Source organism: Bifidobacterium catenulatum PV20-2 (assembly GCF_000800455.1).
GTDB lineage: Bacteria > Actinomycetota > Actinomycetes > Actinomycetales > Bifidobacteriaceae > Bifidobacterium > Bifidobacterium kashiwanohense_A.
The window spans coordinates 1,001,647-1,025,370 of record NZ_CP007456.1 but is presented as its reverse complement, the minus strand read 5'-3'; the positions used below and the strand labels follow the sequence as shown (position 1 = coordinate 1,025,370).

At 54.8% G+C, this 23,724-nt stretch carries 23 protein-coding genes; 5 read left to right on the top strand and 18 right to left on the bottom strand.

Going from position 1 to position 23,724, the window contains the following annotated elements; genetic code table 11:
- Positions 1 to 265 precede the first annotated feature (265 nt).
- The 5 genes from AH68_RS04340 to AH68_RS04325 form a co-directional block, all read right to left on the bottom strand.
- A complete protein-coding gene (locus AH68_RS04340; RefSeq protein ID WP_039197981.1) occupies positions 266 to 445 on the bottom strand; it encodes a hypothetical protein in 180 nt (59 codons plus the stop codon).
- Positions 446 to 530: 85 nt separating this feature from the next.
- Positions 531 to 899 carry a fluoride efflux transporter CrcB gene (crcB, locus tag AH68_RS04335; protein ID WP_039197979.1) on the bottom strand — a complete coding sequence of 123 codons (369 nt, stop codon included), beginning with the start codon at positions 897 to 899 and terminating at the stop codon, positions 531 to 533.
- Positions 896 to 1,366, bottom strand: a complete 471-nt coding sequence (locus AH68_RS04330) for a fluoride efflux transporter FluC (RefSeq protein WP_039197977.1) — start codon at positions 1,364 to 1,366, stop codon at positions 896 to 898. The genes crcB and AH68_RS04330 overlap by 4 nt, the downstream gene beginning before the upstream one ends.
- A 47-nt stretch (positions 1,367 to 1,413) precedes the next feature.
- Entirely contained in the window at positions 1,414 to 1,539 is a 126-nt protein-coding gene (locus AH68_RS11160; protein ID WP_268871204.1) for a hypothetical protein, read from the bottom strand.
- A gap of 340 nt (positions 1,540 to 1,879) precedes the next feature.
- Positions 1,880 to 2,476 (bottom strand): 50S ribosomal protein L25/general stress protein Ctc, encoded by a 597-nt coding sequence (locus AH68_RS04325; RefSeq protein ID WP_039197975.1) that lies wholly within the window; start codon positions 2,474 to 2,476, stop codon positions 1,880 to 1,882.
- A gap of 278 nt (positions 2,477 to 2,754) precedes the next feature.
- Here AH68_RS04325 and AH68_RS04320 point away from each other — a divergent pair, with 278 nt between their 5' ends.
- Together AH68_RS04320 and AH68_RS04315 are read left to right on the top strand one after the other, a co-directional pair.
- Entirely contained in the window at positions 2,755 to 3,750 is a 996-nt protein-coding gene (locus tag AH68_RS04320; protein WP_039197973.1) for an alpha/beta hydrolase, read from the top strand.
- A 216-nt stretch (positions 3,751 to 3,966) separates the two neighbouring features.
- Positions 3,967 to 5,253, top strand: a complete 1,287-nt coding sequence (locus AH68_RS04315) for an OFA family MFS transporter (RefSeq protein WP_039197971.1) — start codon at positions 3,967 to 3,969, stop codon at positions 5,251 to 5,253.
- Positions 5,254 to 5,818: 565 nt separating this feature from the next.
- Here AH68_RS04315 and nrdF read toward each other — a convergent pair.
- Genes nrdF through nrdH form a run of 5 tightly spaced genes read right to left on the bottom strand, consistent with a single transcriptional unit; the run spans position 5,819 to position 9,798 of the window.
- Positions 5,819 to 6,811 (bottom strand): class 1b ribonucleoside-diphosphate reductase subunit beta, encoded by a 993-nt coding sequence (gene nrdF / locus AH68_RS04310; protein ID WP_039197969.1) that lies wholly within the window; start codon positions 6,809 to 6,811, stop codon positions 5,819 to 5,821.
- Complete coding sequence (locus AH68_RS10725) at positions 6,777 to 6,917, bottom strand: hypothetical protein (protein ID WP_158332981.1); 141 nt, start codon at positions 6,915 to 6,917, stop codon at positions 6,777 to 6,779. The genes nrdF and AH68_RS10725 overlap by 35 nt, the downstream gene beginning before the upstream one ends.
- Positions 6,918 to 6,947: 30 nt before the next feature.
- Positions 6,948 to 9,131, bottom strand: a complete 2,184-nt coding sequence (gene nrdE / locus AH68_RS04305; RefSeq protein ID WP_039197967.1) for a class 1b ribonucleoside-diphosphate reductase subunit alpha — start codon at positions 9,129 to 9,131, stop codon at positions 6,948 to 6,950.
- A gap of 2 nt (positions 9,132 to 9,133) precedes the next feature.
- Positions 9,134 to 9,619, bottom strand: a complete 486-nt coding sequence (gene nrdI / locus AH68_RS04300; RefSeq protein WP_395947836.1) for a class Ib ribonucleoside-diphosphate reductase assembly flavoprotein NrdI — start codon at positions 9,617 to 9,619, stop codon at positions 9,134 to 9,136.
- Positions 9,565 to 9,798 carry a glutaredoxin-like protein NrdH gene (nrdH, locus tag AH68_RS04295; protein WP_039197963.1) on the bottom strand — a complete coding sequence of 78 codons (234 nt, stop codon included), beginning with the start codon at positions 9,796 to 9,798 and terminating at the stop codon, positions 9,565 to 9,567. The genes nrdI and nrdH overlap by 55 nt, the downstream gene beginning before the upstream one ends.
- A gap of 498 nt (positions 9,799 to 10,296) precedes the next feature.
- Between nrdH and AH68_RS04290 the strand changes: the two genes are divergently transcribed.
- Positions 10,297 to 10,953: a TetR/AcrR family transcriptional regulator gene (locus tag AH68_RS04290; RefSeq protein WP_039197961.1), complete on the top strand. Its 657-nt coding sequence runs from the start codon at positions 10,297 to 10,299 to the stop codon at positions 10,951 to 10,953.
- A 73-nt stretch (positions 10,954 to 11,026) separates the two neighbouring features.
- On the top strand, positions 11,027 to 12,310 hold the full coding sequence (locus tag AH68_RS04285) for an MFS transporter (protein ID WP_039197959.1): 1,284 nt from the start codon (positions 11,027 to 11,029) through the stop codon (positions 12,308 to 12,310).
- Here the strand turns inward: AH68_RS04285 and AH68_RS10720 are convergent.
- The 5 genes from AH68_RS10720 to AH68_RS04265 all read right to left on the bottom strand — a co-directional run bounded on the left by AH68_RS10720 (position 12,248) and on the right by AH68_RS04265 (position 17,476).
- Positions 12,248 to 12,634 (bottom strand): hypothetical protein, encoded by a 387-nt coding sequence (locus AH68_RS10720; RefSeq protein WP_158332980.1) that lies wholly within the window; start codon positions 12,632 to 12,634, stop codon positions 12,248 to 12,250. The two genes, AH68_RS04285 and AH68_RS10720, sit on opposite strands and share 63 nt — an antisense overlap.
- A 330-nt stretch (positions 12,635 to 12,964) precedes the next feature.
- Entirely contained in the window at positions 12,965 to 14,302 is a 1,338-nt protein-coding gene (locus AH68_RS04280) for a riboflavin deaminase (protein ID WP_236682454.1), read from the bottom strand.
- 273 nt (positions 14,303 to 14,575) lie between these two features.
- The gene (locus tag AH68_RS04275; RefSeq protein WP_039197955.1) at positions 14,576 to 16,021 is read right to left on the bottom strand and encodes an NAD(P)(+) transhydrogenase (Re/Si-specific) subunit beta; all 1,446 of its coding nucleotides are present in this window, start codon (positions 16,019 to 16,021) and stop codon (positions 14,576 to 14,578) included.
- Positions 16,022 to 16,327, bottom strand: a complete 306-nt coding sequence (locus AH68_RS04270; protein WP_003809446.1) for an NAD(P) transhydrogenase subunit alpha part 2 — start codon at positions 16,325 to 16,327, stop codon at positions 16,022 to 16,024.
- Positions 16,328 to 16,330: 3 nt separating this feature from the next.
- The gene (locus AH68_RS04265; RefSeq protein ID WP_039197944.1) at positions 16,331 to 17,476 is read right to left on the bottom strand and encodes an NAD(P) transhydrogenase subunit alpha; all 1,146 of its coding nucleotides are present in this window, start codon (positions 17,474 to 17,476) and stop codon (positions 16,331 to 16,333) included.
- A 248-nt stretch (positions 17,477 to 17,724) separates the two neighbouring features.
- Between AH68_RS04265 and AH68_RS04260 the strand changes: the two genes are divergently transcribed.
- Positions 17,725 to 19,761: an AMP-dependent synthetase/ligase gene (locus AH68_RS04260; protein ID WP_039197942.1), complete on the top strand. Its 2,037-nt coding sequence runs from the start codon at positions 17,725 to 17,727 to the stop codon at positions 19,759 to 19,761.
- Positions 19,762 to 19,884: 123 nt separating this feature from the next.
- Here AH68_RS04260 and AH68_RS04255 read toward each other — a convergent pair whose 3' ends face one another.
- The 3 genes from AH68_RS04255 to AH68_RS04245 all read right to left on the bottom strand — a co-directional run bounded on the left by AH68_RS04255 (position 19,885) and on the right by AH68_RS04245 (position 23,677).
- Entirely contained in the window at positions 19,885 to 21,024 is a 1,140-nt protein-coding gene (locus AH68_RS04255) for an IS1249 family transposase (RefSeq protein WP_039197933.1), read from the bottom strand.
- A 240-nt stretch (positions 21,025 to 21,264) separates the two neighbouring features.
- On the bottom strand, positions 21,265 to 22,263 hold the full coding sequence (era, locus tag AH68_RS04250) for a GTPase Era (protein WP_039197940.1): 999 nt from the start codon (positions 22,261 to 22,263) through the stop codon (positions 21,265 to 21,267).
- Positions 22,256 to 23,677, bottom strand: coding sequence for a hemolysin family protein (locus AH68_RS04245; RefSeq protein WP_039199813.1), 1,422 nt, complete (start codon positions 23,675 to 23,677; stop codon positions 22,256 to 22,258). The genes era and AH68_RS04245 overlap by 8 nt, the downstream gene beginning before the upstream one ends.
- Positions 23,678 to 23,724: the final 47 nt, after the last annotated feature.

Here is a 23,724-nt window from a genome sequence, read left to right as displayed (position 1 = left end):
ATGGTGCATAAACTTCCTTTGCCCCGGAAACAGCACAGCGGCGCAACCTCTGCCCGCCATCCACGGGCAACATTGACAAGATGCCCCCTATGCACGTATCTGCGTTATATATATATGGCAGATTCGTGAACTTGACCGGAGATATCTCGCCTATATATGGCAGACCTTGCCGGAAAAAGACCACATAGAGGGTACGAAATGACCAAATACTCCGGCCAACCCTCCAATGTATTGGCGGATACTCGAAAAAGCAACACCCCCGTCATTAGGCAGGATCAATAAGATTGTTGGCATCACGATGCTTGCTGCAGCGGCGTTCTCCCGGATTGCAGATCTGCATGGCCGCGCCGTCTTCCATGCTTGAGAAGCCGTGCTTCTGGTAGAAGGCGGCGTTCTTGCTTTCTTCCGTCATGAACTTCTTTTCATCGGTATACGTGATTCCCATAGTCCCGAGCGTAGTTACATGCTACGCGTGAACTTAAGCCAGTCTCTGCATTTGGACATGATTTTGGAATCACGTTTACGTTAGCTCAGACCAGCCAGTAACCGCACGCAACGGCCATGACGGGCACAACGATCGAAGCCAGAGCATAGCCGATGAAACAAGCGACTTTCCCATTACGCAGGAGCGTAACCGTCTCGTTCATCATGGTTGAGAACGTTGAGAAACCGCCGAGGAATCCTGTCGCGAGTAGTAAGCGGCAATCGGGGCTTATGATGTTCGCCGCGAACAATCCCGCCACCAAGCCGGCAAGCAGACCGGCCACAACATTGATGGCAAACGTCGAAAGCGGGAACGTTTTGCGCCACAATGCCTTGATATACGAATCGCAGATATAGCGCGCGGCCGCACCGACGCCACCGCATGCGCATACGCCGATCGCAAGCATTGCGCTCATCGGATCGCCTCCTTGTCAGCATGTTCGTCTTTGTTTCGTTCCGCCAGCCACGAACCGCATAAGGCACCGGCGTAGGCGAGCGCAAAACCGACAATGAACGTTGCGCAGCAATAGGTGAGGACGCTGGGAATCGCGTGATCGTCAATCATCATGAATTCTTCCAACGCGAGCGTGGACATGGTGGAAAGGCCTCCGCACATGCCCATGCCGAATCCACGATTCACGTATTCTTTTGCACGGCCTTTCAACAGACTGGAAGATCCCAGCCATGCGGAAAGCGCCGCATATACGAAGCAGGCCACCATATTGGCCGCGAACGTACCGACATGGAAGCTGCCCACGTCCGCAATGAACGAGCTCGCATACCGCAGTCCCGTGCCGACACATCCGCCAAGGAATACCACCGCCACCACATCAAGCCGAATAATATGCTTATTCAAATGTTCCTCTCCTCCGCACCGTCTCATTTCGCCTCTCGTGCATTGTCTCCTTGCATCGTCAGTCATGCTAGTCGTTATTCGATTGGAATGCTGATGCATGTCACGTATTTGCTGGAATCCTGCGTCAGACCATTGTCGATCAGTGTGATCTCATGGGAGAAGCCTACCACCGTCAAATGATGATTATCGATATAGTCCATTAATGTGCGGCATCTGGATTCTGCATCGGGATGACTGCCGGGAAAACGGATCGTCACGCAGTCCGTCTCCGGCAGTACGCAAACGTTCCCCTCGTACCCGACAGTGCCATACGGGTTCACCGAACGTATAGGCGAGTATACGTCCGTCTCCAACCGTTGTACCAATATTGCGTAAGAAATGCAGGATTTGCCGTCAGTTTCGTATGCCTTCCAGCTCGGAGAACGGGCGTTGCCGGGGTATGAAAAAGCCCACGCGCGTCTGAGCGCATGGGCTTTTCATCATCTCTTACAGTTTTTCAAAACCGTAAGATGGAAGTTCACTTCCTTAAGCTAACTGAACTCACTCAGCGTCTTCAGCCGGAGCGGCTTCGACCGGAGCAGCCTCATCGGCAGCGTCTTCCGGCACCTCGACGGTGACGACGGACTCTTCCGGATCCTCAACGTCGAGCACAACGCCTTCCGGCAGCACGACGTCCTTGGCGAAGACCTTGGAACCGTCGGTCAGGCCGTCAACGTTGACCACGATCTTCTCCGGCAGGTTGGCGACATCGGCGCGAACCTTGAGCTCCTGAATGTCTACGAATGCGACGGCAGCGCCCTTCGGGGTGCCCTCGACGAACACCGGCACCTCGACGTCGATCTTCTCGCCGGCCTTGACCTCGTAGAAGTCAACGTGCTCGACGATGCGCTTCACAGGGTTGCGCTGAACGTCCTTGACGACGGCCATCTTGGTCTCTTCACCGTACTTGATGGTGAACAGAGCGTTGGTGTGGCGCAGAGCCAAGGTGGTTTCCTTCATCGGCAGCTGCACGAAGACCGGCTCTTCGCCGCCTGCGTACACGGTAGCCGGGATGAGGTTGACAACGCGCATGCGGCGGGCAGCGCCCTTGCCGAACTCAGTACGAGCAGCGCCTTCGAGGGTAATGGTGGTAGCCATAGCTATTTCTCCTTGTTATTCGTCATTCTGTTTCGGCGTATCAACGAGCCGTGAATCAACCCACAAGGAGCCTACAATCACACGCCGAGTCGATTACGGAAGCCAATGCTTCCCTCGCCAAGACAACATTCCTTAGTATACGGCGGGGGCGGACATCATCGAAAAAACGCCACACATCAAAAATGCAAAAATCTGTCAAAGCCCACGAAAACGCCGTGCGCACGTACAATCGATAGTAATTGTGAACAATCCGTCAATCGCAAGGAATCGAGACAGCAATGAAGCATGACAATGACACAATCGTTCGCGACATTTGCATCGCCACGGGAGCCGTGACGGCTGCCTGTATCGCATCGTTGGCTACGACTGCGAAATACCTGTTCCATTTCTGCATCGATACGCAATGGAAACGTTCCGTTTTCCATCAATCGCTGATTGCGCCGGAGCGTATCGAAAAGCTTCAGCAGGGTGAGGCAAGGGAAGCAGGAGAATGGTTCGCGCAAGCCAAACAGCCTGTGACGATTACCAGCGATGATGGACTTCGACTGCATGGATGGCTGTTCGATCCGGATTGCACTGCGCCAGAACCACACCTGTACGCAATCTGCATGCATGGCTATACCGGCGTACCGGAGGAAACCGCGAAATGGGCACATCGTTACGCCCGCATGGGATTCACCGTATTGGTTCCGTCGCAGCGCGCCCAAGACCTGAGCGAGGGACGGTACGTCGGCATGGGCTGGCTTGAACGCAATGATCTACTGAATTGGATCGACCTTATCGTGTCGAGTGACGCCGGCGCCCGAATCCTGCTGTATGGCGGTTCGATGGGCGCGGCAACAGTGATGATGACGACGGGAGACCCACGTCTGCCACGCAATGTGGTGTCCGCGATCGTCGATAGCGGCTACACGTCTGCACGCATGGTGTTCATCGACAACCTTCGGCATTCGTCGCATCTGCCGAAGCCGCTTGCCGCGGCATGCGTGGATTCCACGGGATTGTTCTGCAAACATTATGCAGGGTACGATTTTTCGGAAGCCACCTGTCTGCAGTCACTCAGACATACCGTCATTCCAATGCTGTTCATCCATGGCGAACAGGACGACATTGTGAGCTCACGTTTCCTCAAGATCAATTACGAAGCGTGCTCGAGCATCGATCGGGAAAAGCTCATGGTTCCCGGCGCACGCCATATGGAAGCATCCGTCGTGGATCCCGAACTGTATTGGAACACCGTCAACGCCTTCATCAAACGCACATTCGAATCGTGAGCCATGAAAACTGTGTCAAGACTCACATGAGATTTTCCTCATATTTATTCCTAAAGTGAACATGCGCAATGTTCATTTGTTGAAAAATCCAATGAAATCAACGGCTCACTCACTTCTGCCACCTCCCGGCACGCTCAAAGCCACGGAATACTCCACCATTATCTTGTTGTTTGTTCGTCGCAAGGCGAACAAACAACAGAGAGGAACGGATATTACATGGCCAATAAACAACATGGGGAAAACCGCTGGGTGCGCGCTGTTATTCCGGCGTTGCTCATTCACATCTCAATCGGCACCGTATACTGCTGGAGCGTGTTCAAACAGCTGATCGCCGATCAGATGCATGTGGCACCGGGCATTGTGGAATGGGGCTTCTCACTTGCCATCTTCTTCCTTGGCATGTCGGCCGCCTTCCTTGGGCCCTTCGTCGAAAAGGACATCAAGAAGTCGGCTTTGATCTCGACGGTCTGCTTCGTCTGTGGGTTCGCCGGTACCGGAGCCAGTATCGCGGCGGGATGGCTCCCCGGCGTGTTCATCTTCTATGGCGTAATCATGGGTATCGGGTTGGGCGTCGGCTATCTGACGCCGGTGAAGAACCTGATGCTGTGGTTCGCCGACAATAAGGGTCTCGCCACCGGCATCGCCGTCGCGGGATTCGGTCTGGCCAAGGCCATCGCAAGCCCGGTCATGCAGTGGCTGATCTCCACCGTCGGACTGGCACCCATGTTCTACATCCTCGCAGCCGTCTATGCGGTGATGATGCTGCTGGGATTCGCGCTGATCAAGCGCCCCGCCGGATACGTGTATTCCGAACAGGCCCGCATCCGCCGTCGCGACATCATGAAGAAGCCGGTGTTCTGGGCGATCTGGCTGGCCTTCTACCTCAACATCACCTGCGGTCTGGCATTGATCTCCCAGGAGAAGGACATCCTGCATGATGCGCTGTCCATTCTTCCGAAGTACGCATCGTTGAACGCGACCCAGCTGGCCACGGCCATCGCGGGAAGCATCAGCGTCGTCCTGGCCGTCGACGCCGTGTTCAACGCGGCCGGACGTGTCGGGTTCTCCACGCTGTCCGACCACTGTAAGCGCCGTGAGACCGCATATCTGGTGATCTTCATCATGTCCATCGCGGTGTGCGCGCTGCAGATCTTCACGCATTCGATCGACAACGGCATCCTGTGGCTGATCGTGACGATGCTGTTCCTCGTCAACGCCGGCTATGGCGGCGGATTCTCCACGCTGCCGGTGCTGCTTGAGCAGCACTTCGGCATGAAGTCGGTGTCGACCGTGCACGGGCTGGCTCTGAGCGCGTGGGCGTTCGCCGGATTGTCCGGCAACCAGCTGGCGTCCTTCGTCGTCTCCCATACGGCGGACGCGGCCCACCGCTACAGCGCGCTGATCCCGATCATCACCGTGCTGTACGCCATCGCTCTCGCGTCCATCATCGCCGTGGTGCTCGGCACGAAGGGCAAGAGCGCCAACGCCTTATCATCACGTTGAGCGGCATGATGCATCGTTCAACACGCTGACACGGCGGATGAGTCCATCAACGCCTTATGCAGATGTTCTGAGCATTCGCTTGTTAGCCGCCCTGCGCCGGGGAACAGACTTCGGTCCTGTTCCCCGGTATTGATATATACGATGTATATGTCCTTCCTGTCCCAATCCATTTCCCCGTATTCCAGCATCGCCTTCCGATTCGCGTACGCTGACGGCAGCCGTGAAAAACAATGGCATCCCCTCCATTGCGGTCGAATATATGGATCAGATACCACAATTGCAGCAATACCATGACGAACAAGGTTCCCCTGCCCGCGTGTTTTTCCGCCGAACAGTTGTCGTTCAATTCCGCCGTCGCATGCCCGACCTGCTCCGGAACAGGCATCGTGTGAACCGTCGACCGTGCTTCCCTGGTGCCAGACGAGATCAAAAGCACCGATGACGGCGCAGTTACCTCGCATACGGTACATCCGTTATTGGCGGACATTCCGCGAGGACGTCTCACTGTGGTGTCTGGCGTGACGGTTTCCCGTAGCGGCTTTCCTCGGGGTTGTCAGGGATACAGTCAGAAATCCCAGTCATCGTCGTCGGTCTCGACTGATTTGCCCATCACGTACGAGCTTCCCGAACCGGAGAAGAAGTCATGGTTCTCGTCGGCATTCGGACTTAGCGCGGCAAGGATCGACGGGTTCACGTCGCAGATCTCTTGCGGAAAAAGCGCGGGATATCCGAGGTTCATTAACGCTTTGTTGCCGTTGTAGCGCAGGAACTTTTCGACATCTTGCGTCAATCCGACAGGCTCGTAGAGGCTGCGCGTGTACTCCACCTCGTTGTCATACAACTCGTTGAGCAGGTCGTAGGTGTAGTCGCGCAGTTCGCTGCGTTTGTCCTCGCCGACCCGCTCGAGCCCTTTTTGATATTTGTATCCGATGTAATAACCATGCACGGCTTCGTCACGGATGATCAAACGGATCACGTCGGCGGTGTTGGTGAGTTTGGCGTGCGCGGAGAAATACATCGGTAGATAGAAGCCTGAGTAGAACAGGAACGATTCCAGCAGCGTGGAGGCTACTTTGCGTTTGAGTGGACTGTCCCCCTCGTAATAGTCGAGCACGATGCGCGCTTTCCTTTGCAGATACTCGTTCTCTTCGCTCCAAGAGAACGCCTCGTCGATCTGTCGGGTGGAGCACAAGGTGGAGAAAATCGAGGAATAGCTTTTGGCGTGCACTGATTCCATGAACGCGATGTTCGTATAGACGGCTTCCTCATGCGGGGTAAGAGCATCAGGTATGAGGCTGACCGCGCCAACGGTTCCCTGGATAGTGTCAAGCAAGGTGAGGCCGGTGAATACGCGCATGGTCAACGTATGTTCGGCCTCGCTCATTCCGCGCCAGACGGGCAGATCATTGGAGACTGGCACTTTCTCCGGCAACCAAAAATTGCCGGTCAGCCTGTCCCATACTTCAAGGTCCTTATCATCCTCGAGTTTGTTCCAGTTGATGGCGCTCACGCGGTCAATGAGCTTAATTCTCTGCCGAGGTACGGATATCGGTGCCATGATGGTCGTCCTTTCTGATCGTCGTCTTATTGTCGCGGCCGTATAGCCGCCTGTATTCGTCCGGAGCCGTCAGGCGAAGCATCGCGCGGTAAACCAAACGAGACATGTCTTTTCCTTTCCTTTCAAGCCACGAATTTCACAACATGCAACTGACGCAGCCTTGCACTTCGGTGCCAGACAACGCCTGCTGACGAATGCGGATGTAATACAGCGTTTTGATGCCTTTGCGCCACGCATAAATCTGCGCCTTGTTCAAATCTCGGGTAGTCGCCGTATCTGGGAAGAACAAGGTCAATGACAGGCCCTGATCGATATGCCGCGTTGCCTCGGCATACGTATCGACAATGGCCTTCCATCCGATTTCGTACGCATCCGCGAAATACTGGAGATTGTCGTTGGTCATATAGGGAGCCGGATAGTAGATCCGTCCAATCTTGCCTTCCTTGCGAATCTCAATCTTCGAGGCGATAGGATGGATGGAACTCGTGGAATGATTGATGTACGAAATTGACCCCGTGGGCGGCACGGCCTGTAGATATTGGTTGAAGATACCGTCACGTATGATGTCGTCACGCAGACGCCGCCAATCATTCTCGTCGGGAATATGGATGCCCCGTTGTGCGAACAGCGACGCGACTTTGCTGGTCTTCGGCGCCAACGTTCGCTCGCCGTTCGTGTATTTGTCGAAATAGTTGCCTGCGCCGGCAGGCTTCGCATAGGAGGACCGTTCGAAGCCTCTAAACCGTGTTCCGCGTTCGACTGCGAGCTCATGCGAGGCACGGTAGGCATGGTATGCAACGGTCATGAAGTACATGTCGGTGAAGTCGAGAGCTTCCGGTGAACCGTACATGATCGATTCTCTGGCAAGGAATCCATGGAGGTTCATCTGCCCCAAGCCGATGGCATGACCTTCGTCGTTGGCGCGTCGGATGGATGGCACACACGCGATGTCCGTATGTTCCGACACCGAGGTCAGTGCGCGAATCGCACGTTCCACAGTTCGTCCCAAATCACCGTCCATCGCTTTGGCGATGTTGAGCGATCCAAGATTGCAGGACACGTCACGTCCCACGTGATCGTAGGACAGATCCTCATGATAGGTGCTTGGCTCCTGCACTTGGAGGATCTCCGAGCACAGGTTGCTCATGGTGATTCGTCCGTCGATCGGGTTGGCTCGGTTCACAGTATCTTCGAACACCATGTACGGGTATCCGGATTCGAATTGCAATTCGGCCAAAGTCATGAAGAACTCTCGTGCGTCGATGTAGGTTTTCCCGATGCGTTCATCGTCCACCATATTCCGGTAGTTTTCGCTGATGGAAACATCGGCGAAGGGTCTGCCCATGACGCGTTCGACGTCATATGGGCTGAACAGGGCCATACGTTCGTGTCTCTTCGCCAGTTCGAATGTGATGTCGGGAATCACCACTCCAAGAGCCAAAGATTTGATGCGAATCTTCTCATCCGCATTCTCGCGCTTGGTGTCGAGAAAACGCATGATGTCCGGATGATGAGCGCTGAGGTACACCGCACCGGCACCCTGTCTAGCGCCCAACTGGTTGGCGTAGCTGAAAGAGTCCTCAAGCAGTTTCATCACAGGCACAACGCCGCTGGACTGGTGTTTGATGCGCTTGATGGGCGCGCCGGCCTCACGCAGATTGCTAAGCAACAGCGCGACGCCTCCGCCTCGTTTGCTCAACTGCAATGCGGCGTTGATACCACGCGATATGGACTCCATGTTGTCTTCGATACGTACGAGGAAACAGCTGACTGCCTCTCCGCGCTGCGCTTTGCCGAGGTTGAGGAAAGTGGGCGTCGCCGGTTGGAAACGCCCTGATACGAGTTCTTCGAAATACGATTCGGCAGCTGCCTGGTCGCCGGCGGCAAGCGCGAGCGCGACGGCGGCCGCGCGTTGCGGGAAGTTCTCCAGATATTGTTTGCCGTCGAAGGTTTTCAATGCGTATGAGCGGTGGAACTTAAAGGCTCCGAGGAATGTATCGAATTCGAATCCGCAGTCATCCACGTTGCAGTAGAACCTGTCAAGGAATTCGGCGTCGTATTGGGCGAATACGGATTCGTCGTAGTAGCCGTCTGCTATGAGCCGGCTGAGTCTGTCTTGCGTGGAGTCGAAGCGGACGGTGTTCGGCAGCACGTGCTTTTCGACGTACTCGCGTACGGCTTGGAGGTCTTTATCAAATTGGATGCGCCCCTGCTTGTCGTAGAGGTTCAGCATCGCGTTGAGCGAGTGCCAGTCATGGGCGCGATCGTAGGAGGCTGTAACGTCGGTTGCTGCGTGTGATGTCGTTGAATCTTCTGGCATGGTTATCGTTGTTCCTGTTGTGTGTATTCGTCGAAAAATCTGCGCAGTCCTTCGCGCACGGTCTCGGTGTCTTCTGGAGTGCCCATCAGTTCGAACCGGTAGAGTAGCGGTACGCGGCATTTAGCCGCGATGATGTCGCCTGCGATGCCGTAGGCTTCGCCGAAGTTGGTGTTACCCGATGCGATGACTCCGATGATGCCACTGCGGTTGCGTTCATCATTGAGGAATCGTTTGACTTGCACGGGCACTGCTTTGTCGATTGTTCCTCCGCCGTATGTAGGTGTCAGCAAGATGTAGGGCTCATTCACATGCAGTTCAGGCTCGTCTGGCCGCAGCGGGATGCGCATTGCATGGATGCCGAATTCATCCAATCGGCATCCCTCCACGAAGCGTGTCGTATTGCCCGATGCCGACGAGAAGTACACCAGCGCGCTCACCTGCAGCGAGCCTCCAGCTCGTGGATTTTGTCGGGACGATACCCAGACCAGGATTCGCCGTCTGCGATGATGACCGGCATCTGCCGCCAGCCTTCGTTCCGCAATCTGTCGGAGATACGTGCGTCGGCCGTAATGTCGACAGCCCTATACGGAAGGCCCCGTTTGTCCAATTGGCGTTTTGTCGCCGTGCATTGCGGGCAGTTTGCTTTGGTGTATAACGTAATGTTCATGTTCCACGTCCTTTCACGACCGTACGTCGTTGGTACGTGGCACACATTATCCGAACGAAAATAAAAATCAAGACCACAACATACAGTGTCTCGCTGTCTTCTCAAACACTATATACGGCGTGTTTCCAGCATTGGCAACAGTTTTGAAGTTCCAGAGCAGGACGTGGGCCGGATTTGTGGGATTTTTCACATCGGATGCAATCGTTCTTCACCGAAAGCCCCATGCCATAAAAGGCATATAGGAACCAGGGTCTTATTCCCTTTCGGGAACCCAGCCGTCACTCACTCAAGTTGACCTTGGACGCCCAATCATGCACTAACCGCAGAAAAGACAGACATCCCGCACCCCGGCAACGCAGATTCAGGTTTCTTTGCAGAAATCTACAGAGATTCTTTCGGTACACTTTTCGACTGAGCTGGGAGGCATCCGACACACCATACCGACCAACGGTATGTATAATGTTGATGTATTCGACTCCACCACTGAAGGAGATGTATATGGCGCGTAATACACACCCTGAGGTGACGCGACAGCGAATCCTTGACGCCGCGAAAAAGCTGTTCGCACAAAAGGGGTATGAGCGCACCACGATTCAAGATATTCTCGACGAGCTCGAAGACCTCAGCAAAGGCGCTATCTATCATCATTTCAAAAACAAAGAAGCGATGCTGTATGCGCTGGTAGATTCCGACAACGAACGACTTCTTCCTCAAGCAAATCAAGAGGATGGCTCACGAAACGGATTGCAAAAACTACGCAATTCGCTCATGATGCAGATTACCGACGCCGAACATATGACCCTCATGCGCGATGCGTTTCCCCTGCTGAACGACCCGAAAATCCTCGCCGAAAATCTTCGCATCTGGCGAACCGACAGCACCAAAATCGCATACGACTTCATCCAGGAGGGGTTAAAGGACGGTTCAATTACAACCGAATACCCTCAAGAAGCCGCGGAACTTTTTTCACTGCTATTCAATTACTGGCTAGCTCCAAACTTCTACCCCATCACTACCCTTAGTGAATTCAAGCATCGCATCCACTGTCTTGGATTGATTATGGACTCGCTCGGAGTTCCACTTATCGATCACGACAGTGATATGGAAGATCGGCTTGCGGAAGGCTTCTTCCTACTCGCCAGCAATCCGCAATAAAAGCTCAGCAATATCAATCTATCTTTATTTGCACTTTTTTACATACCGTCAGTCGGTGTCGAAAGGAATAATCATGAAAAACTCGTCAGCAACGACGCTCCAATCCAGCTTGCGCTCCGCAAACTTCATCCTGCTTGTACTCGGTCAAGGCATTTCCTTGTTCGGCAATACCATGCTCCGATTTGCCATGTCCATGTGGGTACTGGACGAAACCGCATCATCCACGACCTTCGCCACTGTGCTGGCCATATCCGTCATTCCGACCATACTTATCAGCCCATTCGGAGGTGTTATGGCCGACCGAGTAAGCAAACGTGCCATGATGGTGGCGCTCGATATCATCTCAGGAATCGTCACGCTGCTCGCGACTGTGTTTTTCGCACTATCCGGATTCAACATTCTCGCCATCGCCATCATGCAGGTAGTATTGGCAGTACTCGATGCCATGGAAACTCCCGTCGTACAATCCGCACTGCCACAAATCATCGGAAGAGAGTCCTCCACTGACCTTCGCCGAGGCACGGCCATCATCAACCAAGTGCAGCAGCTCAGCCAATTACTCCCGAGTTTCCTAGGTGGCGTGATGTACGGGCTGATTGGCATTCGACTGATGATGCTCATCACCGCAGCATGTCTTATGTCGGCAGCCATGGTTGAATGCTTCATCAGACTCGCGAAGCCCCTATCGAATCAAGATGATGCCGGCATCTGCCTACTCGGCGTCATTATCGGCGATATGCATTCGGCGACCGCTTTCCTGCTTCGCAAGGAGCCGACCGTAGCACGATTAGCCGGTGTTTGCACATGGATTAATCTGATACTGACTGGATTCAGTTCAGTAAGCTTTCCTTACATTATTCGAACTACGTTAGGCTACGATGCGGCGACATACGGTCTATGCGATGGCATTATCGGCATTGCCGGCATAGCGGGAACATTCATTGCTGGATGTTTCGCCAACCGTTTGAAATCACAAAACGCCCCTTCGTTGTTGTTCGTGGAAAGTCTTATGCCGCTTCCGCCGGCCATCGCTTTCCTGCTTCCATGTTCAACGCAAACCAAGCTCATCATGCTGGTGCTCTGCACTGCGGTAGTCATAATCGCCGTTGATTTCTTGAACCTCATTCTCGTGCCATCTATTCAGATGAGGACGCCAACCGCGCTTACAGGCAAGGTCATGGCCATTATTTCATCGTTGACGATATGTGCCCAGCCACTCGGACAAATGCTTTACGGATGGCTGCACGCACATTGCACGGTTTGGCTTATTCTGCTGATTTCAGCACTGGCATCACTACCCTTGGCATGGCTGGCTCGCCCACTGTTTGTGCACCTTGACGATACGATTTCCAAGTAAGGCAGGGTAATGAAGCCAATATACGAATGTCCGTATGCTAAAAATGCCGCCCAACATATTGCGATTCGGCTTGAAATCAGCTTTCCTTAAACGAATGCCTTTCTGCTTGCAACGAATCACCACCAGCGCGACGATCACACTGATGGCCCGCGCAGGGATTGCGCCAAGAGCCGCATCTGCCGGACCAAGCTGAAAATACCCCATGAACAGGTAGACGAGTGCGATATTGAAACACTGATTCCTAAGCTGGCCGAACCCACTTGGCTGAATCACTATCTTGAGAGCCTGCCGAATCTGGAAGCCCAGAAACAGATGTGCAGACAAGTTATCAGCATGCGACGTTCAACGACTGACATCTGTTATACAGGAATGTTCGATCGGGGTTCTTTGGCACGGCATGTCCAAAATTGCTACACCTATACGGATCCGGCACCCATGCTGGTGGAAGTGAATTGCGTAAACGAGAACTTCTGTCTGACATTCACGCAGAAGTTCACCACAGATAAATACGTAAAAGCATTTCGCGAATTGTTGGAGCAACACGGCATAGCATGCACCGAGATCGAAGAGACAGAGCTCATCAGAACGTTCCGCCATTCAATCTCGGCATAACCACGATACATACGCTTAGACGTTCGCGATCTAAGAGGCCGATCAGTCGCCGACTGAAACCGGCCTCCCCTCGTTGCCTCCCGTTTCATCCGCGCTTCCCATGTATGGACCCATCAGATCGATATATCCCTTCGCGTCATGAGCGAGAAGCGCACGCGTGGCACGTAGGGATTCGATATCTCTCGGAAAACGGTACAGCGCAACCATTGTCGACAGATCCCTAAGCCCGTTACAAGTGTCCATTAATTGTTTCTTCTCCTTTCGCGGTGCGAAAAGCGCATCATCCCTACTTTCCGGTTCCGGGAAGCAGATATACCCTCCCAATGTCATCACCAACCCCATCCCTTTAACGGATTCAGTCGTTCGTCTCAGACTTTCCACTCCCTGCTGGAACATCTTGTCATCTCGGGTCCGGAACCCTTCAGTAAGGGGCCGCGAGCCCACCGCCCCCAATAACGACAGGGCAAGATCATGCAGGTACAGCGGATCCTCCCAAATGCTCGCCACCTGATATGCGCCCTTCTGGTAAACGCATTCCATGATTTGCGAAGCTGATTCAGTCTGCTTGTTCCACAAAGCACGATACGCTTCCACGATTTTCCCCGCATCGTACAGATATCGCGCATCCATACACGCGGGATATTCAAGCAACATGGATTCGGCAAGGTCGGCATTGCAAGCATAGTCCAGATCGGCTTGAATTCTAAGATCGCGCAGATGGTCGCACAGATTGCGATAGGAGAAGTCTTCATCGCATCCGGAATCCACCACTTTCGGATCGTCCCTCAGCATGCACATGCCGATACCGCCATATCCAAGCACCATCAACGCAACATCAGCCGCACGCGGCTCTTCCTCACCCCAACGCAGCAGACTGTACGCGGCCAGCCAATATACTTCCTGCAAATATTCAGCCATGCAGGCCAGTCTCTTCTTTTTGCTAGTAGCGTATTTTCCGCCCTTTTTCTTGCTTCTTCGAAACACATCCTTGGTGTAGGTCAATCCAATCTGGAATGGCATTCTGCTGCTGGGTCTTTGCAAAGCCACCGCCATCGAAGCGTCATTGATCATTTCATAGAGCCAAACGCTCATACCGTACTTACGCACGATGTTACGGCATCCATCAAGAAAATTCGCATCATGCTCAACCAGATCATAATCGAACGAAATCATGGCCCACGCCAGATTCGCCACCCATGATGTGCTGCAGAATAATTCCTTCCCCAGTTCACAGACTTTTTCGTCAAAAAGCGAAAGAGGCCCGATCTCACCGTATTCATCGTGGATTTTCCCCAATTCCGCAAGATATTTGCCAGAACTGTATCCATCAAAACGCTCGATAAGTTCTTCGATCGTTGCCAAGAATCCCTGTTCATCCATATGGAACGGGCCAGTGATTATTTCCGCCATGTGCAACTCCTTTGTTGTAGGGTGCACCTACTGTCTCATATTCAAATCATCCTGCGCCACCAAACCTTGAAAATCTGTGGATATGTGGAAAACTCCACCCATATCCACAGGTGAATAACAACTGTGGATAACTCACAATTCGCATGCAACAGACCTGATCTTACAAAAACCACCATATGCAAAAAGGTCCCTTCCATCACCGGAAGAGACCTTTCAGGAAAGCATCAATAGAACGTTCAGCTGTTAGTTGATGAGCTCCTTGACTGCCGCGATAACGGCCTGCAGGCTGGACTTGGCGTCGCCGAAGAGCATCTGCGTGTTGTCTTCGAAGTACAGTTCGTTCTGGATGCCGGCGTAACCGGTACCGCGACCGCGCTTCATGACCACCACGTTCTGGGACTTGTCGACATCGAGGATCGGCATGCCGGAGACCGGGGTGCCTGGCTTGCGTGCGGCCGGGTTGGTCACGTCGTTGGCGCCGACCACAAGAGCCACATTGGCCTGCGGGAACTGCGGGTTGATGTCGTCTAAGTCGACGAGCTCCTCATACGGCACGTTGGCTTCGGCAAGCAGCACGTTCATGTGGCCAGGCATACGGCCTGCCACCGGGTGGATGGCGTAGGAGACTTCGACGCCATGGTCCTTCAGGAGCACACCAAGATCGGCAAGCTCGCGCTGAGCCTGGGCCTGAGCCAAGCCGAAACCCGGCACGAAAATGACCTTTTCGGCGTACACAAGTTGCACGGCCAGATCATCGGCGGAAGTTTCTTTCATGGTGCCTTCCGGACCTTCACCAGCACCAGCGGCGGCATTGGCACCGCCGAAACCGCCTGCGAGCACGGACAGCAGCGGACGGTTCATGGCCTTGGACATGGCGATGGACAGGGTCACACCGGCGGCGCCAACCAGTGCGCCGGCCACGATCAGAGCGATGTTGTTGATGGCCAAGCCAGACATGGCCACTGCAGTACCAGTACAGGCGTTGAGCACGGAAATGACCACAGGCATATCAGCGCCACCAATCGGGATGACGAACACGAGGCCGTAGCACAGAGCGAACACGGTGGTGAGCACGGACCACAGCAGACGCTGTCCCGGCTGCACGCACAGCATGATAAAGGACGCAATGGTCAGCACGGCGAACAGAATGTTCCAGAAGCCCTTGCCCGGCAGGCTCAGCTTCTTGACCCACTTGATGCCCTGCAGCTTGCCAGCTGCGATCAGAGAACCGGAGAACGTGACGGAACCGATCATGATGCCCAAACCGGCGGTGATCAGCACCACGATGGACGGAGTGCCTTCGGAGGTCAGAATATCGTTCAAAGCCACAAGCGCGGCCGCGCCACCACCCACGGTGTTGAACACGGACACCAGCTGCGGCATGTCGGTCATCTTGACCTTCTTGGCGGAAACCACGCCGGCGACGGCACCGATGATGATGCCGGCGATCAACAGCACAACAGCCACGCCATGCTGAAAACCATTGGAGATCTCACCGGCGAATAGCACAATGAACGCCATGACCACGGCGAGGATCATGCCGATGGCGGAGACCATATTGCCTTTGCGGGCGGTTTTCGGAGAGTTCATCAGGTGCAGGCCGATAACGAACATCACGGCGGCCAGCAGATAGACGAACCATTCGACGACACCGAGCGGAGTACTCAGCATTTCAGCCATGGTACCCATTTACTTGGCCTCCTCTTCCTTCTTCTTGCCCTTGTCGGACTTGAACATTTCCAGCATGCGATCGGTGACGACGTAACCGCCGACCACGTTCATCGTGCCCAGCACTGCGGCCAGGAAGATAAACACCCAAGCGAGCGGGCTGGTGGCATGCGCGGCGACGATGACGACACCTGCGATGACGATGCCATGGATCGAGTTCGCGCCCGACATCAACGGAGTGTGCAAGGTGGCCGGCACCTTGCCGATAACCTCAACACCAATGAGCAGCGCAAGGACGAACAGAGTGATCGCAACAACGATATCCATTGCTTACTCCCCTTTCTTCTTGGTTTCCTCGCCACGGCCAGCCACGACCATGGCGCTGTCAAGCTCTTCGTTCAAATCGATGGCCAGCTTGCCGTCACGCACAAAATGCGCAAGCACGTCGGCCACGTTACGGCTCAGCAGGTTGGATGCGGTGGTGGAAACGCCGCTTGCCAAGTACGGAGCGCCGATGATGGTCACACCGTTCTCGGTGACCTGAGTGCCGACAGTGGAACCTTCGACGTTACCGCCGAGATCACTTGCCGCGCAGTCGACGATCACGGCGCCGCGGTGCAGACCTGCCACGCCGGCCTTGGTCAGCAGAACCGGCGGTTTGCGACCAGGAACCTTGGCGGTGGTGATAACGATGTCGAAACCGGCAGCCTTCTGATCGACGGCAGCCTGCTGCTGGGTCTGCTCTTCGGCGCTCAGCGCACGAGCATAGCCGCCCTCACCCTGGCCCTTGGAGAAATCAAGACCCAGATCCAGGAACTTGGCGCCCAAGGATTCGACCTCACCCTTGGAAGCCGGGCGCACATCGTATGCGGTGACGACCGCACCAAGACGCTTGGCGGTGCCGATGGCCTGCAGGCCGGCGATGCCAGCGCCAAGAATGAGTACTTTGGCCGGGCGGATCGTGCCGGCGGCAGTGGTCATCATCGGCAGGAACGAACCGTAAGCGTTGGCTGCCACAATGGCGGCCTTATAGCCCATCACGGAGTTCTGGGAGGTCATCTCATCCATGGACTGAGCGGAGCTCAACTGACGCGGCAGCTTCTCCATGGCAACACCGACCAAGCCGGCCTTCTCAATCGCAGCGATATAACCGGCATCGGTGAACGAGCCAAGCATACCGATAATCCAAGTACCCTGCTTGATGCGAGCGATCAACGCATCGCTCGGACGATCGACAAAACCAAGCGCATCAGCACGCGCAATCACTTCATCAGCGGAGACGACCTGCGCTCCGGCTTTAGTATAATCCTCATCAACATAATGCGATGCGATTCCCGCACCGGTTTCAATCAGGCAATTAACACCCGATTTACGCAACCTCGCTACGATATCCGGTGTCAGAGCAACGCGAGACTCGTGTTCGGAAGTCTCATTGAGAACTCCGAAGACCACGGTGGCTTCAGCTTTTTCAGCCATAGGTGCCCTTTCTTCCTCGTTAAAGAAATCAAAATGAACAGGTACAGCGCACCAGTGTAACGTAGGTCACACCTTCGCATGAAGAAAAGTTCACCTATTGAATCCTATTGAATGGCATTCCATGACGATTTCTTCATGCAGCGCTTTGTTAGCGCATACGCTTTCCCTACGCTACCGTAAGGTGACGTGTCGCGTTCAAGGGTCTATCATTCCTACAGATATTGGATTTAGATGTGTAGGAGAGTCACGTGTCCGTCATCACCTCTTTGAACAAGCGAGCTGCAAATCTCGCGCAGAAGGCACTGCGTCTGGGCGGTGACTTCGTTCACCCCGTCAGCGACGATTCCGGTAACAATCCGGACTACAACGATCCGAACAACATCATCTCCCCCGACGGTCATATCGATCTTCCGCACACCGTCGAGTGGGGCGAAGGATTCCCATCCACCACGTTCCTTGACCCGGAAACCGGTTTGCTGACCACCAAAACCGAGGGTCAGCCGCCGCTGGACGAGGGCACCACCATTTACGACATCTACGCCGATCGTGCAGAACGTATGGGTGACGAACCGCTCTACACCTATAAATCGGATAGCGAATGGGTAACCAAAACCGGAAATGAGGTGCTTGCTGATATTCGCCAGATCGCCAAAGGCCTGATGCATTACGGTCTGAAGAAGGGCGATGGCGTGGCGTTCATGTGCCGCACCTCTTACGAGTGGGATGTGTTCGATGCTGCCGTTATGGCGTGCGGAGGCGTGCTCGCCACGATCTATGACACGGATTCCGCGGAGCAGATTCGCAACATCGTCAATAATTCCGATTCACGTCTGCTGGTGGTCGAAACCACCGATATGCGCACCAAAGCCGACGGCGCCGAAAAGGAATGCCCGACGCTGGAACATATCATCTGCTTCGAAAACGGCGGTCTTGACGAGATCATGGCCTATGGTTCCGGCGTAAGCGATGAGGAACTCGACGCGCGCATTGATTCCATCAAGAAAACCGACCTATGCTCCATCGTATACACTTCCGGTTCCACCGCCGCACCGAAGGGTGTGGAGATGACTCATGAGCATTACTGCACCACCGCGTTGAATCTTCCGGTATACATGCCGCAGCTGCTGCACGAGAAGAAGAACAACGTGCTGTTGTTCCTTCCCCAAGCACACTCCTTCGCACGTGCCATCAACTACATCTGCGTGGCCAGCGAGATGCATATTTACATCGCGCAGGGTATCAAGACGCTGATCGCCGATCTGCAGGTCGCCAAACCGTCCGTTATGATTGTCGTTCCGCGTGTACTCGAGAAGGTGTACAACGCTGCTTCGCAAAAGGCCGGACATGGCGCCAAGGGAGTGGCTTTCGCTGCGGCGGTTGTGACAGCTCAGAATTATATGAAGGAAGTCAGCGCGAAGGGCAAGGCCAGCGCTCTGGCCAAGGCTCGCCGTATGGCGTTCGATCCGATGGTCTACGCTTCTCTGCGTGAGGTACTCGGCGGACGTGCCCAGTGGATTGTGGCGGGCGGCGCTCCTCTTGATCCGGAACTGATGGCGTTCTTCCGTGGCGCCGGTGTGCCCGTGTATGAGGGGTATGGTTTGACCGAAACCACCGCTCCGTGCGCATTCAACCCGCTTGGCGTGCCATATCATCAGGGTTCTGTTGGTGTCGCCTTCCCTGGCTTCGAGCTTCGTATTGCCGAGGATGAAGAGATTCAGGTCAAGGGTACGGCGGTGTTCCCGAAGTATCACAAGAACGAAGAAGCTTCTGAGGATTCATTCACCAAGGATGGTTGGTATCGTACCGGCGATTTGGGACGTATCGATGACGATGGTTTTCTGTACATTATCGGACGTAAGAAGGATCTCATCATCACTGCGGGCGGCAAGAACGTTTCCCCTGGCCCGATTGAAGAAGCCATCAAGCGTTGCGAGTTCATTTCCCAGGCGCTGGTTCTCGGCGACAAGCGTCCGTTCATTTCCGCTTTGGTTACGCTCGACGAGGAATCCCTGCGTCCATGGCTGGAAAGCAAGGGTCTGGACCGTAACATGTCGATGGAAGACGCCGCCAATAACGCGGCCGTCCGCGCCGAAGTGCAGAAGTGGGTCGATCAGGCCAACGAAGGTGTTTCCCGCGCGGAATCCGTACGCAAGTTCATTATTCTGCCGGAGGAATTCACTCAGGAGAATGGTTTGATGACCGCTTCCATGAAGGTGATTCGTCCGAAGGTCATCCAACGTTACGCCACTTTGCTGAACACGCAGATGTATACTAAGAGGAAGTGATTCTTCGAATAATAGAATGAGGTCCGATCCCTGCGGGAACCGGACCTCATTCTATTCAACCCGTTGCGAAACGGATTTTAAACAAAGGGTTATTGGCCAAAATGTGTGTCTGGTGGTATGGGGTTAGTCGGTGGTGTTGGGGTATTTTACGCGGGTGTGGAATTCGTTCCAGTCGATGCCGGTGCCGTACCGGTTGGGGATGCCGTAGGTTTCGTATGCGCCTTGTGGGCTGTGTTCCCATGCTTTGCGGTAGAGTTCCTCGATCTGCTGGTCACTGATGGCGTTGGTTATGAGCCATGAGGCTGGTTTGGGCTGTCGGGTGTGTTGATAACACCACCAGCAGATCGCCTTGATTCGGCGCAACAGGCTTAATCCCCGGTGGTGGCGGAGCATGTCGCGGATCCGCCCGTTCCATGACTCGATGAGGTTGTTCGTCGCTGGGATCGGCGTGGTGCAACCCTTGGGTGGTTCCAGGAACGTGAACAGGTGGTTCTCGCGGATACGTCTGCGGATCATGCGTTTGGCTTTGACGAGGCGTTGGTGCTGGTCGGCTATGGTACCGTCCGCGTACGTGCTCTTCTCGTCAAGGAACGCGTCGTACGTTTGCTCCCACTGGTTGTAGGAGGCGAGCCATGCGGCCGCGGCATCCGTGTCCGTCACGCGGCTCAAGGCGACAGCAATCTTCCGCAGTTGTTTGCCTGCCTCGGACCTTGGCTTGATTCCGGTGAGCTGGGTGATGTTCATGCACACGTGAAACAAGCACCGCTGCACCTTGGTATCAGGCCAGTGCTCGCGCAATGCCTTCAGAATGCCACCGCCCCCGTCGACCACCACCGCCAGTGGCGGGGCGATCCTGGCCATGAGATGAGCCCACGCGGCAGCGGTCTCGCTTTTGGCGACGTACCAGCCGATCACATGCCCGCAGGCGATCGCTATCAACACGACCGCATCCCGATGCAAGTGAATACCGTCCAAATGCACCACGTCATACACCTCGTCGACCAGCGGAACCGGCGGCCACAGGCTCCATAACAACTCGTTCATCCGGCGCAGCGTGCGCGCCGGGATCGCATACTCGGCCTGGCTTTGCTTGGACAACAACCAGCGCAGCGACGTCTCCAGATCCGCCGCCCGCCGATCATAGCCGCGCGACAGCGAGCTACCGCAGCCGGGATCCTTGCACCGCCAGCGCGTCCTACCGGCCGAGGTCTTTCCGTTCTTCTTCATCGTGGTGTGACATCCGGGACACAGAGGAATTCTCATACCTTTCAGACAACCACATTCAAACGCTCCTCACGCCTACTGTTATAAGACGTCCCAACCGGTTTCAGACACACATTTTGGCCGACCTGGAAAGTCCCCTCCATCACATTCAAATACCTCCAGACCCTTGCAGCACAAGGCCTCAGAGACAATTCCAGACACACATTTTGGCCAATAACCCTAAACAAATCAAGAGCCTAGCTTCTCAAGCTGTTTGACTGCGAACGAACCTTAAATAGGTTAGAAGCCTAGCTTCTCAAGCTGTTTCGGATCCGACTGCCATCCTTTGGCGACCTTGACGTGCAAGTCGAGCTTTGCTTTCTGACCGACGATGCGGTTGACCGGCGTGCGCAGCTTCTTTTTGACACGCACAAGATGTTCCGCTCCCCTGCCGATGATAATCGGCTTCTGGGAATCACGCTCCACATAAATCGACACAATGACGTGGGCTTTGCCATCGTAGGCCGCTCCGCTATCGTTGTCTTCCGGATATTCAATGGAATCCACGACCACGGCCAACGAGTGCGGCAGCTCGTCATCCAATTCTTCCAGGAATGCGCCACGAACCAATTCCGCAATGGTTTCTTCCGGACGTTCTTCGGTAATCTGTTCAGCCGGATACATTTGCGGACCTTCCGGCATGTTTTCGATAAGCACGTTCTTGACTTCGGCAAGATTGTCATGCTTGAGTGCACTGACAGGCACGATATCGGTGAAATCGGCAAACTCGTTGATTTCGATAAGCTTGTTAATCAGTCCTTCGCGGCTTAATTCGTCGATTTTGGTGACGATGGCAATCAGCGGCACTTTCCATTTGAACGTGCCATCGTCGCGCTTCACTGCGAAATCGGAGCGCAGACGACTCAAAATGCGCCTGTCGCCGGGACCGATCTCCTGGTCGCCGGGCAGCAGGAAGGCGATGGCGTCCACGTCGGCGAGCGACTCGTCCACAACATCATTCAGGCGCTGTCCTAGCAATGTGCGCGGGCGATGGATACCAGGCGTGTCAACCAAAACGATCTGCGCATTATCTGTGGTAAGAATGCCACGAATGGCCTTACGCGTGGTTTCCGGGCGAGATGATGCGATGGCGATCTGCGTGCCGATCAACGCGTTGATCAACGTCGACTTGCCTACGTTCGGGCGTCCTACCACGGCAACGAAACCGGAACGATATGGAATGGGCGTAGTGGAATCGGAATGGTCGGAAGTCGTCTCAGTCGTTGCTGCGTCAGTCATGCTTGTCTTTGGAATCCTTATCGTTGTCGGATGCCTCTTCGGCATCATCCGCATGTTCTTCGTTACGTGTTTCAGTTTCGTCCACGCCCTCGACGTGGGCCGGTTCCACCACAATGGTCGACACCTTCTTGCGTCGTCCCGCGGAATCGACTGCGGTCATGCGCAATCCTCGGGTGACTGCGGAAGAACCGACGATCGGCACGCGTCCCAACAATTTGGTCAACAATCCGTAAACAGTGTCGACGTCATCCTCGTCAATGTCGATTTCGAAAATCTCTTCTAGATCGGCGATCGGCGTGCGGGCTGGCATGCTCCATCTTTTGTCGCCGATCTGTTCCGGATCGGCATGTTGCGTGCGATCATGTTCGTCTTCCAACTCGCCCACGATTTGTTCTATGGCGTCTTCAATAGTGACCATGCCTGCGATGCCGCCGTATTCGTCCACGACGATGGCGACATGCTGACGTGTGCGTTGCATTTGATGGAACAGGTCGTCAACTGGTTTGGATTCGGGCACCAGCATCGGATCGCGGACTATCGATTCGACTTCGCGCGTCATCGCCGCATGGTTGAAAGCCGTCGCGCGTACGGCGTCCTTCAGATAGGCCACGCCGACCAGATCGTCCACATCGTCACCAATGACCGGCACACGCGAGAATCCGGAACGGGAGCAAAGCTTCAACATGTTTCCCAATGTCTCGCCTCGCTCAATGCAGATCATGTCGGTGCGCGGCACCATGACCTCACGGGTCAGTGTTTCGGAAAGCGTGAGCACGTTGCGCAGCATTTCGGAAACTTCAGGGTCGAAATCGTTGGCTTCGACCAGACGGTCGATGGTCGCGCGCCCCTGCTCGATCTGGATTTTTTCGAGTTCCTCGTCATCGGAAAGATCGTTGCCACGGCGCTTCGTGCCCTTTTGTCCGCCAATTTTCGCGAATGGGGTCAACAGCACCGCAACGGAGACGGTATCCGCATGCTGCAGCATGATGTCGACGGGCTTGGATGCTCCCGCACTGCGCGGACGCACCAGCAGCGAAATCACCGCAACGACGATGGCAAAAACAAATCCGGCAAGCAATTCGGCCCATAGTGGAGCGTCCAACATGCCTGCGATCACAGTTACAAGCACACCATCAAGCACATTGCAGCAAATACGGAAGAACGCACACGATCCTGCGGTGGCATACCGGTCGGTAACCAACCGCTGGACCTTATGGATGCGCTTGATCTTCTTGTCGCGAATGAACTGCGAAAGTTCCGCATCCGTCTGAATCTCAAGAATCAGGTTGTTCAGGCTCGCCCGGGTCACACGTCCCACAGCGCCTTCGGTGGCAGCCATCGAAAGAGACAGCCAGACCAGCAGCAACGCTACCACGGCAAGTACCACTACCACCGCAATCATTGTCTCCTGCATCATAATTCAGCCCCCATCATGCCGGACGATATACTACCGGCAACGTC